Origin of the sequence: Bradyrhizobium sp. SZCCHNR2028 (assembly GCF_032380995.1) — a bacterium.
GTDB lineage: Bacteria > Pseudomonadota > Alphaproteobacteria > Rhizobiales > Xanthobacteraceae > Bradyrhizobium.
Genome location: NZ_JAUHJF010000015.1, coordinates 132,630 through 146,452, shown reverse-complemented (window position 1 = coordinate 146,452; position 13,823 = coordinate 132,630). Strand labels below are relative to the sequence as shown.

10 protein-coding genes are annotated in these 13,823 nt (G+C 66.6%); 7 read left to right on the top strand and 3 right to left on the bottom strand.

Features of this window, described 5'->3' with window-relative positions; genetic code table 11:
- Positions 1–206 precede the first annotated feature (206 nt).
- The 7 genes from QX121_RS22590 to QX121_RS22560 all read left to right on the top strand — a co-directional run bounded on the left by QX121_RS22590 (position 207) and on the right by QX121_RS22560 (position 8,990).
- Complete coding sequence (locus tag QX121_RS22590; RefSeq protein ID WP_315813068.1) at positions 207–1,943, top strand: methyl-accepting chemotaxis protein; 1,737 nt, start codon at positions 207–209, stop codon at positions 1,941–1,943.
- A gap of 89 nt (positions 1,944–2,032) precedes the next feature.
- On the top strand, positions 2,033–2,653 hold the full coding sequence (gene folE, locus QX121_RS22585) for a GTP cyclohydrolase I FolE (protein WP_315813067.1): 621 nt from the start codon (positions 2,033–2,035) through the stop codon (positions 2,651–2,653).
- Between the two features lie 203 nt (positions 2,654–2,856).
- Positions 2,857–3,402: a sigma-70 family RNA polymerase sigma factor gene (locus QX121_RS22580; protein WP_315737289.1), complete on the top strand. Its 546-nt coding sequence runs from the start codon at positions 2,857–2,859 to the stop codon at positions 3,400–3,402.
- Positions 3,399–4,049 (top strand): ChrR family anti-sigma-E factor, encoded by a 651-nt coding sequence (locus QX121_RS22575; protein ID WP_315737288.1) that lies wholly within the window; start codon positions 3,399–3,401, stop codon positions 4,047–4,049. The genes QX121_RS22580 and QX121_RS22575 overlap by 4 nt, the downstream gene beginning before the upstream one ends.
- Positions 4,050–4,535: 486 nt before the next feature.
- Positions 4,536–5,819 carry a sodium:proton antiporter NhaD gene (gene nhaD / locus QX121_RS22570; protein ID WP_315813066.1) on the top strand — a complete coding sequence of 428 codons (1,284 nt, stop codon included), beginning with the start codon at positions 4,536–4,538 and terminating at the stop codon, positions 5,817–5,819.
- A 14-nt stretch (positions 5,820–5,833) separates the two neighbouring features.
- The gene (locus tag QX121_RS22565; RefSeq protein WP_315813065.1) at positions 5,834–7,879 is read left to right on the top strand and encodes a PQQ-dependent sugar dehydrogenase; all 2,046 of its coding nucleotides are present in this window, start codon (positions 5,834–5,836) and stop codon (positions 7,877–7,879) included.
- A 217-nt stretch (positions 7,880–8,096) separates the two neighbouring features.
- The gene (locus tag QX121_RS22560; RefSeq protein WP_315813064.1) at positions 8,097–8,990 is read left to right on the top strand and encodes an SMP-30/gluconolactonase/LRE family protein; all 894 of its coding nucleotides are present in this window, start codon (positions 8,097–8,099) and stop codon (positions 8,988–8,990) included.
- Between the two features lie 938 nt (positions 8,991–9,928).
- On the opposite strand, the gene QX121_RS22555 is transcribed toward QX121_RS22560, so the two are convergent.
- From QX121_RS22555 to QX121_RS22545, 3 genes are all read right to left on the bottom strand, one after another.
- Positions 9,929–10,309, bottom strand: a complete 381-nt coding sequence (locus QX121_RS22555) for a hypothetical protein (protein ID WP_315714907.1) — start codon at positions 10,307–10,309, stop codon at positions 9,929–9,931.
- 99 nt (positions 10,310–10,408) lie between these two features.
- Entirely contained in the window at positions 10,409–11,287 is an 879-nt protein-coding gene (locus QX121_RS22550) for a transglutaminase family protein (protein WP_315737284.1), read from the bottom strand.
- The gene (locus QX121_RS22545) at positions 11,284–13,818 is read right to left on the bottom strand and encodes a circularly permuted type 2 ATP-grasp protein (protein WP_315813063.1); all 2,535 of its coding nucleotides are present in this window, start codon (positions 13,816–13,818) and stop codon (positions 11,284–11,286) included. The genes QX121_RS22550 and QX121_RS22545 overlap by 4 nt, the downstream gene beginning before the upstream one ends.
- Positions 13,819–13,823: the final 5 nt, after the last annotated feature.

Sequence of the window (13,823 nt, the reverse complement as noted above, 5' to 3'; positions counted from 1 at the left end):
CGCATGCCCTCCGTAGTCAACCGGATGCCCCGGCGCCCGCCCCTGCTGCGGAGCACCAACTAATCGATTGAAACGCCAAGCGAAGTACGCGGGGGTTGCATAATACTGACGGCGTCAACTTAACGCTTTCTCCATGAAGGTTTTGCATAACTATTAACAATCAAGCGCCCCCTGCGTCGTAGCAAAAACTCGCGGTATCTCACCTCATGACCTCACGCCCGACGTCAACGAATACGGCCACGCGCCAATCCATCGCAGTCAAGCTCTATGCAATCTTCGCGTTGTTTGCGCTATTGACCGCCGCAATCACCTGGCTGTCCGACTACAACTCGCGGCGGGCCACGGAGCTCATCAAGGCCATCGAGACGGCCAATCTCGCCGCTCACAACGTTCAGCTGGTCAACGGCCTCGTCTATGCCGTCGTCATGGAGTCGCGCGGCGTCTATATGTCGACCGACCCCGCCGTCGTAAAACAATACGGCAACGGCTTGCTCAAGTTCAATGCCGACATCGTGAAGGTCGTCGACAAGTGGCAGGCGATCGTACAGGCCGACGACGCCCAGCAATTCGCAACATTCAAGAAGCGGATCGAGCAATTCGTCGAATTCCGCGCCGAACTGGTCCGCCGCGCCAATGAAATCAGCCCGGCCGCGGGACGCGAGTGGGGCGACAACGACGCCAATCGCTCCGTGCGCAAGGCGCTCAACAAGGATCTCGAGGCGCTGTCCAAAGTCTATGTCGAGCGCGCAGGAAAGATCGCCGAGGAAACGGCGCTGAACAACAAGCTCTCGCTCGTGCTGACCGGCCTTGGCGGCTTGATGTTGGTTCTGGTCGCAGCCGGCGTGGTGATCATCGCTCGCTCGATCGCTCGGCCGCTGTCTCAGATCACCGATACGATCCGCCGGGTCGCCACCGGCGCCGAGAACGTCGAAGTGCCGTATGCCGGGCGCGCCGACGAGGTCGGCGAGCTCGCTCGCGCCATCGGCGTGTTCCAGCAGGCGATGGCCCATAACCGCGACCTCAATGTCCAGGTCTCGCAGGACTCGGAAATCCGCGAAGCCCGCGCCCGCCACATCGAGACCGCGGTCGAGCAATTCCGCACCGCGATCGGCAGCGTGATGCGGACCGTCACCGAGAACGCCGCCGCGATGCGCCAAACCGCCGAGATGATCACGCGGCTGACGGCAGATGCCAACGAGCGCGCGGTCACCGCCGCCGGCGCGACGTCGCAGGCGTCGACCAACGTCTCCGCCGTCGCCAGCGCCGCCGAGGAATTGTCGACGTCCGTCGAGGAGATCGGCCGGCAGATCCGGCAGTCGGCCGGCGCCGTCGAGCAGACCGGCCAACGCACCGAGAAGTCGGTCACGGAGATCGAGGGCCTTGCCGCCGCCACCCAGCGCATCGACGGCGTGCTGACGCTGATCCAGACCATCGCCGAACAGACCAACCTCCTCGCTCTGAATGCGACCATCGAGGCCGCCCGCGCCGGCGAGGCCGGCCGTGGTTTTGCCGTGGTCGCGCACGAGGTCAAGGCGCTGGCCGGGCAGACGGCCAAGGCGACCGAGGAGATCAGCCAGAACGTCGGCCTGATCCAGGCATCGACCAAGACCGCGGTCGACGCGGTCCGCGAGATCGGCCAGGCGGTCCGCGGCATCAACGAGATCACCTCGAACATCTCCAATGCGATCCAGCAGCAGGACCAGGCGACGCGGGAGATCTCGACCAACGCGCAGTCGACCGCCCAGGGCAACCAGACGCTGGTCATGAACATCGACTCGCTCCGCGACGCCATCAGTGAGACCTCGACGGCCGCCGCCTCCGTCCTGTCGGCGTCCGGCGACCTCAACGCCACCGCGCAGACGCTCGCCAACGAGGTCGAGAAGTTCTTCCAGAACCTGCGCTCGGGTCCCTCCGCGGAGATGCGGCTGCGCAAGGCGAGCTGACGGCGGCGAGCCATCGGTCGCGGAAATCGCCCCGCAAGACGTGATCCGTTCCGATATCGGAACCGTTTCCTGGTTTTTGGAGAGCCCTCGTGCGCCAGACAGCCAAGAAACTTCCGTTCGCCTGCGACCCGGTTGCGGTCACCCAGGATGACGTCGAGGACGCCATCCGCACCATCCTGACCTGGATCGGCGAGGACCCGTCACGCGAGGGTCTCTCCGAGACCCCGGCCCGCGTCGCGCGGGCCTACAAGAGCTATTTTTCCGGCTATGAGCAGAACCCCGAGGAGTATCTGCGCAAGACGTTCGAGGAGACCGCCGGCTACGACGAAATGGTGCTGTTGCGGAACATCCCGTTCCAGAGCCATTGCGAGCACCACATGGCGCCCATCATCGGCCGCGCCTGGGTCGGCTACGTGCCGCGCAACCGCGTGGTCGGGATTTCCAAGCTCGCCCGGGTCGTCGAAGCCTATGTCAGCCGGCTGCAGATCCAGGAGCGCATGACCGCCGAGATCGCCAACATCATCGACGAGGTGCTGCAGCCGCAGGGCGTGGCGGTCGTGATCAAGGCAGCCCATCACTGCATCAGCTCGCGCGGCGTCAAGAAGCACGGCGTCGATCTCACCACCAGCCGCATGCTCGGCTGCTTCCGCACCGACCCGATGAGCCGCCAGGAGTTCCTGGCGATGGTCAATTCCGAGCTGAAGGATTGAGGGGCCGGAAAATCCTCGGCCCGCTGTGATCCAGCCGTCCATGGTCCACGTTATCCAGGATTAAGCAGCGTGCCGGGGACCATGACCACGCGATGAGAGCGGCTGGATTAGCGCAATGGAACGTGGCATCGTCCCGGCATCGATTTGCACGGGCCTTCCGTGCCCGTACCAGGGTGAATGTGAGCAGAGGGCCGAAGGCGACTGTGGACTGGGCTGAATTGATCGGACGCGTCGCCGCGCGCGGCGACCGCGAGGCGTTCAAGGCCCTGTTCGCGCATTTTGCGCCCCGCATCAAAGGCTTCCTCATCAAGACCGGCTGCAACGCCGACGACGCTGAGGAAATCGCCCAATCCACCATGGTGGCGGTGTGGACGAAGGCGGGGCAATTCGATCCGTCGACGGCCGGCGCGGCCGCCTGGATCTTCACGATCGCGCGCAACCAGCGGATCGACGCCGCGCGCAAGGCCGCCCGCGACGGCCGGCTGAGCAGGGAAGTAGTGCGCGACGAGGAGGCCGATCCGACGCTCGCGGCCGACCAGATCGTCTCGCGTGTCGAAGATGCCACGCGGGTGGCGGCCGCGATCGAAAGATTATCGGTGGAGCAATCCACCGTGATCCGCCTGTCGTTCGTTGAAGAACGACCGCATTCGGAAATCGCGGCGGTGCTCGGCCTGCCGCTGGGTACGGTAAAGTCACGAATCAGACTGGCGATGAATCGCCTGAGAGACCTGTTGGACGACGCGACATGACGATCAGCCACCACCCGCCGGAAGACCTGCTGGCCGACTTCGCCACTGGTGCGCTCGACGAGGCCGAGCGGCTGGTCGTCGGTGTCCATGTCGCCGATTGCGGCCGATGCCAGCGCTTCGTGCGCGCCATCGAGCAGCTCGCCGGCGCCTCGCTGGACGCGGCCGAGCCGGTCGCGACGGGCGCGGATGCTTTCGATGCCGTGATGGCACGCATCGATCGACGCCCGCAGGCGGCGCCGCAGGTGAGCGAGGTCGCCGAGCACGATCCCGAGCTCGCGGACCTGCCCGAGATGGTCAAGCGCTGCAAGATCGGCAAGCGCCGGCGCGTGGCGCCGGGCATCAGCATGCGCCCGATCCTGCTACCGGGCACAGGTAAATCGCGCGCCTTCCTGCTGCGCTCGGAGCCCGGGGCGCGGATGCTGGAGCATACGCATTCCGGCAATGAGCTGACCTGCGTGCTGAAGGGCAGCTTCAGCCATCTCGGCGGCTATTACGGACCCGGCGACTTCGACTATGGCGACGACGAGGTCGACCATCGTCCGGTGGTCGGTGACGAGGGCCCCTGCCTCTGCCTCGTCGCCATGACCGGCGACCTGCGCATGCACGGCCTGCTCGGCCGCCTCATCAGCCCGTTCGTCCGGCTCTGAATTCCTCCGCCGTCCTTGTGAGCGCAGCGAATTAATCCAGGGCGACGCGAAGGGCCTGGATTGCTTCGTCGCTTCGCTCCTCGCAATGACGACCGCAAGCATTCGGGTGATCCGCATCTGACTCTGACCCGTTTCCGCTCAGAGAGAGCGCATGGAGGAGAAGGATGCGATCAGCAAGCGCGGATCAGCGGATCAGAAGGATTACGTTGCGCATCTCAGCAGACTTCTGGCCCGTGCCGGACGCAACGATGAGCAAGCTTTTGCCGAGCTCCATGCTGCAACGATCTTGAAGATGCGGAAGACCGTGCGCGCCGCAGCGCGGCCGAGATCCGCGCCATCCGCAGCCACGCCGACGCGATCGCGTCGGCCGTGGTGTAGGACCCGACGCGGTTTCGGTCCCCTGCTTGCTGGCGGACCGCCGATCGGTCATATCTGGGGCGGTTCCACGCTGCCCATGCCGAGATTCATGACCGGAAATCCCCCGCGATGACCGCTGCCATCGTCGCCGTCTTCACGCTCGCCTATGCCGTGGTGGCGCTGGAGCACCCGTTCCGGATCAACAAGGCGGCCACCGCCCTGGTCGGTGCCGGCCTGATGTGGACCATCTACGCCGTCATGGGCGGGACCGCGCCGGCGGTCGCGACCGAGCTCAACGAGTCCGTGGCCTCGACCGCCCAGATCATCTTCTTCCTGATCGGCGCGATGACCATCGTCGAGGTCATCGACGCCCATAACGGCTTCGAGGTCGTGACCTCGCTGATCGGCACCCGCAACCAGGTCACCCTGGTCTGGCTGGTCGGCTTCGTCACCTTCTTTCTCAGCGCCATGCTCGACAACCTCACCACCGCGATCGTGATGGTGTCGCTGATGAAGAAGCTGTCCGGCCGCGACGAGGACCGCCTGGTCTTCGCATCGATCATCGTCATCGCCGCCAATGCCGGCGGCGCCTGGTCGGCGATCGGCGACGTCACCACCACCATGCTGTGGATCGGCGGCCAGATCACGCCGCTCGCGATCATGAAGTCGGTCTTCATCCCCTCGCTCTTGAACCTGCTGGTCCCGCTCGCCGTCGTCAGCTTCACCCTGCGCGGCAAGCAGCTGGTGCCGCCGGCGAGCGCCGGCCTCGCCTCGATCAGCCCGATCCTGCCGTTCGAGCGCAATTTGATGTTCTTCATGGGCCTTGGCATCCTGGTCGCCGTGCCGGTGTTCAAGGCGGTGACGCACCTGCCGCCGTTCATGGGCATCCTGTTCGGGCTCGGCCTACTCTGGATGGTCGGCGAGATCATCCATCGCGAGAAGGCCTCGGAGCAGAAGCAGCGCCTGACGCTGGTGCATGCGCTGACCCGGATCGACATGCCCTCGATCGTGTTCTTCATCGGCATCCTGCTGGCAGTCGCCGCGCTCGAGCACACCCACATCCTGCAGACGCTGGCGCAATGGCTCGATCGCACCGTCGGCCGGCTCGACCTGATCGTGATCGTGCTCGGCCTCGCCAGCGCGGTCATCGACAACGTGCCGCTGGTCGCGGCATCGATGGGCATGTACAGCCTGAGCCAGTTTCCGCCGGACAGTTTCCTGTGGGAGTTCGTCGCCTATTGCGCCGGCACCGGCGGCTCGATCCTGATCATCGGCTCGGCGGCCGGCGTCGCCGCGATGGGGCTCGAGAACATCCACTTCTTCTGGTACGTGCGCCGCATCAGCGGCATCGCCCTGCTCGGCTATTTTGCCGGCGCTGCCGCCTACATCGTGCAGTACAATCTGATGCACTGAGCAGATCGGATCGCATGCGCCGGTCGTGGCATGTCCTTGCAGTCGTCGCGACCGTCCTGTTCGGCGCAAGCCAAGGCCGCGCTGACGACGCAACGATCCGCAGCGGCTACGCGTTGAGCTCGGCCAGTTGCGGCGACGGCGCCCTCGCCTTTCCGCGCCTCCAGATCGACATGAAGGCCGGCTTCTGCGCCGGTCTCGTCGCCAGCCGCGACGATGGCCTGAGATTTCCGCGCGGCATCGTGCAGATCCCCGGCCATCGGCTGTTCGTGATCGCGGACATGGGCGGCTGGGGCCATGACGACGGCCGGCTGCTGATCCTCGATCCCGCGGCGCCGGCCGGCCAGCGCCTCCGCGAGGCGATCACGCGGCTGTCCTATCCGTTCGGGCTTGCGGCCGGTCCCGACGGCAAGATCTACGCCTCCACCGATACGTCGATCTTCCGCTTCGATCCGCTCGCGAGCACCCCGAAAGCAACGATCGAGACCATCATCCGCGACCTGCCGGGACGCCGCCTCACGCTGCCCGACGGCACGCGCCTATCGGAAAGTGCGCATCCGATGAAGGCATTCGCCTTCGACCGCATCGGACGGCTGTTCGTCAACATCGGCTCGCCTAGCGACAACTGCCTGTCGCCGGCGCCGATCACGCAGCCCTGCGCCGCCGGTGAAGGCACCTCGGCGCTCGCCGCGATCTGGCTGTTCACGCCACCGGCGGGCGGCGTCTTTGCGGCGCTGAAATCCGGCGATCCGTCGCCGCCGCACGAGGTCTACGCGCGCGGCCTGCGCAACTCAATGGCGTTGGCCCTGCATCCGCGCTTTCCCGATCCCGGCACCGCCTTGCTGCAGGGCGAGAACGCGCGCGATCTGCAGGACGTGTTCGCACCCAACGAGGAGATCAACGCCATCGAGCAAGGCCGCCACTATGGCTGGCCCTATTGCTACGACCTGACGACGCCGAGCCCGGAATTCAAGCGCGTGCTGCAATCCGGCGCGCTCAAGAACCTCTGCAACACCACCACGCTCTACAAGCAGCCCTGGTCGCTGCTGCCACCGCATGGCGCGCCGCTCGGCATGCTCTACTACACGGGCGATCGCTTCGACGAGCTGAAAGGCAGGCTGCTGGTCGGCCTGCACGGCTACCGGCCGACCGGCAGCCGGCTGCTCGCCTATGAGGTCGACGAGCGTGGCTTCCCGAAAGTGAGCCCGGCGCCGGTGCGCTATCATGTGAGCTGCGCCGCCGAGCCGACCCGCGCTTTCCAGACCGCAGCCGGTCCCGCGCCGGCCGCGGCGTTCGACGAGATCATCACCGGCTGGCATCGCGTCAACGGCATCCGGCCGCAAGGCGCGCCGGTCGGCATGACCGTGGCCGACGACGGCGCGATCTGGCTGGTGGAGGACAAGAACCAGACCGTGATCCGGATCGACCGCACGGACGAGGCTGCACCCGAGCCGTTGCCTTGCGACACGAGAAGCGATCAACTGATCGACCGGCTGGCCGCCTTGGTGATGGACGATGCTGCCCGGCGCGCGCGGTTGGCGATGGTGCGCAAGAACCTCGTCGAGAAACATTGTCGCGGTTGCCATTCGGATTTCGGCCTCGAGGCCGGACAATCCGATCGAGACAAGGACCTCGCGGTGCTGCGCTTCATGCTGGCCCAGGACGGCTGGATCTATCCCGGCGATCCCGAAGCCGGCCGGCTGCGTCAGCGATTGCGCGGGTTGGGTGCCGAGCGGCAGATGCCGCCCGGGGCCGACCTGATCAAGACGGAACCAGGCTATGCGAAACTGCTTGATGTGGCCGACGACCTCGTCGCGCGCCTGGTTCCAGGCACGCGGATGCGGGTCAAAGCGGGCGGCCCGCCGCACCGCAAGTTCTTCGCCGCGGACGGCCGCGAATGCGGCGACATTCCGTTCGGCAAGATCGTCGTGGTGACCGAGAGGTCTGCCGTCAATAAGCCCGGCTTCAGCCGTTTCTTCCGGCCAGCCGACACCTATCTCAACGGCACCTGCACGGACGACGATGGCTATTATATCCAACAGCAGTTTCTGGTGCCGCTCTGACGGACGCGACGAGATGATCCCTGGGACGAGCAAGGCGACTGCCATAGGCGCAGTGTGCTCCCCTCCCCCTTGCGGGGAGGGGTCGGGGGTGGGGGTAGTCGCGAGCACCGCTGCCCGCGATGGTGGGCACGGCGCGCCGCACACGGTGTTGGCTCGGAAGCAGCGTCGCATCGCGCCCTTGCCCACCCTACGCATCCCGCGTTTGGCGGGACTCGCAATGCTCGTCGTTGCGACCGTCCCTGCCCTGGCCGCACCAAAACTGTTCGAGAGCACGCAGCTCACACCGTCAGGCGAATACACCTTCGGCATCGAAGGCCCCGCCGTCGACCGCGACGGCAATCTGTTCGTGGTCAATATCAGCAAACCCGGCACGATCGGCAGGCTGGCGCCGGAAGCGACGGCCTCGGAGAAATTCACCGAGCTGCCCGACGGCAGCATCGGCAATGCGATCCGCATCGACGCTGCCGGCGTCATGTTCGTCGCCGACTACAAGAAGCACAACATCTTCGCCATCGCGCCCGGCACCACCGAGCCCCGCCTCGTCTTCCATGGCGACGACATGAGCCAGCCCAACGACGTCACGCTGTCACGCGACGGCACCATCTATGCGAGCGATCCCAACTGGAAGGCGCGCAGCGGCCGCGTCTGGCGCATTGCGAAGGGCGCTGATGGCGTGATGCAGGGCGCGGCGATGATCGCGCCACGCGCCATGGGCACCGCCAACGGCATCGATCTCAGCCCCGACGGCCGCACACTCTATGTCGGCGAATCCAACAGCGGCGAGATCTGGTCCTATGCGATCGACGGCGACGCGCTGACACGGCCGAAGCTGATCAAGACCTTCGAGCCGAACACGATCGACGGACTGCGCACCGACGCCAGCGGCCGGCTGCTGGTCGCGCGCATCCTCAAGGGCAGCATCGCCATGCTGGCGCCGGATGGGCGCATGATCAGGGAGATCGCGCTGAAAGCCAAGGAGCCGACCAACCTCGCCTTCGGCGGCACCGACGGCAAGACCGTGTATGTGACCCAGCGCCAGGGCGGCTTCATCGAGTCGTTTCGGACTGATGTCGAGGGGCGAGAGCATTGTTTGCAGATGCGGAAGTGCTGAGCTTCTCTGCTGGTGCCAGATTGAGCATGCCGCTCGCTGTCTGAACGACAACTAACAGATCGCGCATATCCGCCATGCCCGAATTGCCCGTCGTGCCAGTTTGTCGCACGCTTGCCCACTTGTGTCGTCGGGCAAATCAGACCGATGTTTCCGGCCATCCCGGGCTCGTGAGAGGGGCGGATCGCGGTCGTCACGAACGTGGAGCCTGGGGAGCGGTGGGCGTGTGGTGCTGCAGCGTGATCAGTCGCGCGGACGAACGGCATGATGCGCACGGTGAAGTCGTGATGTCCCGACACCCCGATGCTGGTGTCAACCTGGCGCAATGCGATCGCGCTGGGGATGGTGGCCAGAAAGCCCGGCGCACCAGGGAGACCACGTATAAGCCGTAAAGCCATCGCGCAGGGAATGCCGGTTGATCCGGCTTTGCCTGTGGTTCCTGCCGCCTGCATTCTTTTCGCAGGCGGGCCATGGGTGAGGCCATCACCCGGCATTCCCTGCGCCCTCTTGTTCTCAGAGGGTTCGAGCTATCCTTCATGACTCGGACAGATCATGTCGCGAGAACGCTGCCTCATACTCCGTGTCATGCCCGCGCAGGCGGGCATCCAGTACGCCGCGGCGTCTCGATTCATCACCCCTGCTGGGGAATACTGGATCGTCTGCTTTCGCGGACAATGATAGCGGAAAGTATCCCGCCGCAGCGCGAATGGTGGAGAGACCGTGCAACAAACTCGCCGTCGTCCCAGGCAAGCCCGGGATTCATACTCCGCAGCAGGAGTGACGTGCGAGAAACTGCTAACAGCGTGCCGCCCAACACTCAGTTGGGGTTATGGATCCCGGCGTTCGCCGGGACGACAGTGATTGTGAGGCCGGCACCTTTCATCTCACCCGCAAATCAAGGCCCCCGCGTGCGCGAGGGCCTTGGTAGCAATGGCGATCGCTTATCGCCCGTACACGACCGGCGCGCGGCGCACGATCAGCGGCGGCGGCAGGTCGCGCTCCCAGACGCGGCCGTCGTCGAACTGAATGCGCATGCCGTCGGGCGAATAGACCGCGCTTTCGTCGCGCGCATCGATCCACAGCCGGCTATTGGGAGCATTCCAGTCCGGCCAAGCCTGGAGGGACTCGCCGGTCTCGGTGGTCAGGTTCACGGCATCGCCGTTCTGCGTCACGAAGGCCGGCGCGCCGATCATGCCGTCGCGGCACATCTGGATGCAGCGGTAGGTGCCGGTGAGGTTCGCACTCGGCTGGGCCGAGGCGCTGCCGGCGACGCAGGCGCCGACGAGGCCAATGACGATTGCAACGCGTTTCATGTCGATCACTCCATCGCTCGAAAGGGTCAGCCAGCCCCCATTCGGGCCCCTCGGGCGGATCAAGTGCGATGCGGGAAAAATGTTCCGGCCGTTCCCGGTGAGGGAACCCTACTCGACCATCACCACATCGACGGCGACGCCGAGCTTCTGCTTGCGCGAACCGACGATGATGCCATCGACCGGCGAAACGTCGGAGAAGTCGCGGCCCATGCCGAGGATGATGTGATCATTGCCGACCAGGAGATCATTGGTCGGATCGAAGCCGATCCAGCCCAGCTCCTCGCCACCCCACAGCGACACCCAGGCATGGGTGGCGTCGGCGCCCTGCAGCGGCGGCTGGCCCTCGGGCGGGATGGTGCGCAGATAGCCGCTGACATAGGCCGCGGGGAGACCGAGACCGCGCAGGCCGGCGATCATGATATGAGCAAAATCCTGGCAGACGCCGTGGCGATTGTCGAACACCTCGCGCAACGGGGTCGAGATCACGGTCGCCTTCGGATCGTATCTGAACTCCTTGCGGATGCGCCGCATGAGGTCGGCCGCGCCGGCAACGATGCCGGTGCCGGCGCGAAAGCTTGCCGCGGCATAGTCCGTCACCGGCTCCAGCACCGGCACCAGCGCGCTGGCGAAGACGTAGCCGATCGGCGACGACGGGCCGAGGCTCGTCGCCTCGAAGGCGGCATCGCGCACGTCCTCCCAGGCCGCGCTCGGCGCATCGCGCTCCGGCGGTGTACGCGACAGCTTTACCCGCGAGCGCGAGTCGATGCGCAGATGGCGGTGCTGAGTGTCGATCACGATGCTCTCGGTCAGCGTGCCGAAGAAATCACGCCGCGCCGTCCGCTCCGAGGGACGCGGGCGAATGTCGACGCTGTGCGAGATCAACTCCTGGCCGTCGCCGCTGAGCGGCTCCAGGCGCAGCGAGCAGCGCGCAAAGCTGACGGCGCTCTCATACTCATAGGTCGTGACATGCCGGATGTCGTAGATCACGCGAGGCCCGTCAGCTTTTCCGGTCGCGTCGCGTTCGGACCGTGCGGGAAATAGTGCTGGCCAATCGCCTCCGCCAGATTGAGCAGGTCCTGCTCCAGTGCAAACAGCGTGCGGCCGTCGAGATGGGCCGCCTCCGCTGCGGTCAGCCGCGCGCCCAGCGAGATCGCGAGGCGTTGCGGCCGCTCGATCAGCCCGTTCTCCTTCAGGACCGGCAGGCTCGCAATGTGCTCGTTCAGCAGCTCGACCTGGAACGCGACCGAGCGCGGGTTATAGAGGTCGAGCACGACGAGATCGCGGATCGGCGCCAGCGCCGGGCCGATCAGATAGCGCGAGCGATAGGTGATCTGACAATCGACCAGGGTGAGCAGGACGTCGAGATCCTCGGGCGTCGCCTCGTCATAGCCGAACTGGCGCGCGAACCGCGCGGTGTTGATGGCGCGCTCGGCGCGGCGACCCATGTCGAGAAAGCGCCAGCCGGCGGCGCGATTCATGTTCTCCTGGGCAAGGCCGGCGAAGCTCGCGAGCCGGTCGAGCGTGAGTTCGGCCATGCTGACGACGGCGTCCTCATCCTCGGCCTCCTGCGCCAGCCGATTCGGCATCTCGGTGATGACCTGCCAGGCGTCGGGCGAGAGGCGCTCGCGCAGCGAGGTCGCGGTGCGCTGCGCCGATCTGAGCAGCGACAGCGCCGAGCCGAACTGCGCCTCGGCCTGCAGGGCTTCGGCAGCCACCTGGAATCCCTTGCTGCGCGAGGTCTGCTCAACAGCGCCCCATGCCAGCAACAGCCGCTGGATGCGCTCGGAGGTGTTGAGCTGCGCCGGCGATCCCTTGCCGGGATCACGATGCTGGGCTGCGAGCGCCCGGATCAGCCGTACGGTGGCCTCGGCGCGCTCCAGATAGCGTCCGAGCCAGAACAGATTGTCGGCGGCGCGGCTCGGCAGCACGCCGGCGATGCGGCGTATCCGCACGTTGTCAGAGCCCGGCAGCAAAGTGCGCGCCGCCACCGCCTTGTCGGCGACCACCCAGACGTCGGCGGCGCGCGCGCCGTCGCCCATCGACACCGCGCGCGCATCGAGCTTGTCGGCGATGCGGCAGAAGCCGCCGGGCATCACGGTCCAGCCGTCGGGCGTGGCGGCCGCGAACACCCGCAGCACGAACGGCCGCGGCGCGATCCGGCCGTCCTGCCACACCGGCGTGGTCGACAGCCGCACCACCTCCTGGCCGACATAATCGATGCCGCGCTGGCTGATGGCAGCGCGCAGCCGCTCGCGCTCGGCGGCCGAGAGCTCGCCGGCCAGCACCGGACCGCTGCTCGCGAAGCCCGGCACGGCGCGGCCATAGGCGCCTTCGATCGCGAACTCCTCGAGCCGCGACAGCACCTCGTCGCGCGCGGACTTCTGGCCGCACCACCAGGTCGCGATGTGCGGGATCTTGAGATCCTCCCCGAGCACGCGCCGGGCAAGGCTCGGCAGGAAGCCGAGCAGCGCGCGCGCCTCGAGCACGCCGGAGCCCGGCATGTTGGCGACCACGACGCCGCCCTTGCGCACGACGTCCATGAGTCCGGCAACGCCGAGCCGCGAGGCCGCGTCGAGCTCGAGCGGATCGAGCGAGTTGGAATCGAGCCGCCGCAGCAGCACGTCGACGCGCTTGAGGCCGGCGACGGTGCGGATGTGCACGCGGTCGCCGCTGACGGCGAGATCGTCGCCCTCGACCAGCAGGAAGCCGAGATAGCGCGCCAGCGTCGCGTGCTCGAAATAGGTCTCGCTGAACATGCCCGGCGTGAGCAAGCCGATGCGCGGCTCGTCACGATCGGCGCTGGCGCGCAGCGCATCGCGGAACGCTTCGAAGAACGGCGCGAGACGCTCGACGTTCATGGACTTGTAGATCGAGGAGAAGGCGCGCGACAGCACCAGCCGATTTTCCAGCGCATAGCCCATGCCGGACGGCGCCTGGGTGCGGTCGTTGAGCACCCACCAGCCGCCGTCGGGCCCACGGCCGATATCGGCGGCGTAGATGCTGAGGAAGCGGCCGCCGGGCGGTTTGACGCCGCAGACCGGGCGCAGATATTCGCTGGACCCGGCGACGGCGGCCGCAGGAAGCGCGCCGCTCGCGAGCAGCCGTCCCTCGCCATAGATGTCCTGCAGCACCCGCTCGAACAGCTCGGCGCGCTGGACGATGCCCTGGGACAATTGCGCCCATTCGGACTCGTCGATCAGCAGCGGCAGATGGCTCAGCGGCCACAATCGCTCGGCGTTATCGCCCGGCGAGCGATAGGTGACGCCGGCTTCGCGCAGATGGCGATCGGCGGAGGCGAAGCGGCGCTCGATGTCGCTCGGCGCGAGTGCGGCGAAGGTCTCGGCAAAGCGGGTCCAGACCGGCCGCGGACGGCCGTCGGCCCCGATGAACTCATCGGGGATGCCGGGGAGCCGGGCATAATCGCGCGCCCAATGCTCGGCGCGGCGCAGCGGAGAACGTGCCGCCGGCCGACCGGCGGCGGGGCTCGCTCCCTGGTCCTGGCCGCTCGAGCCGTCCATACCCT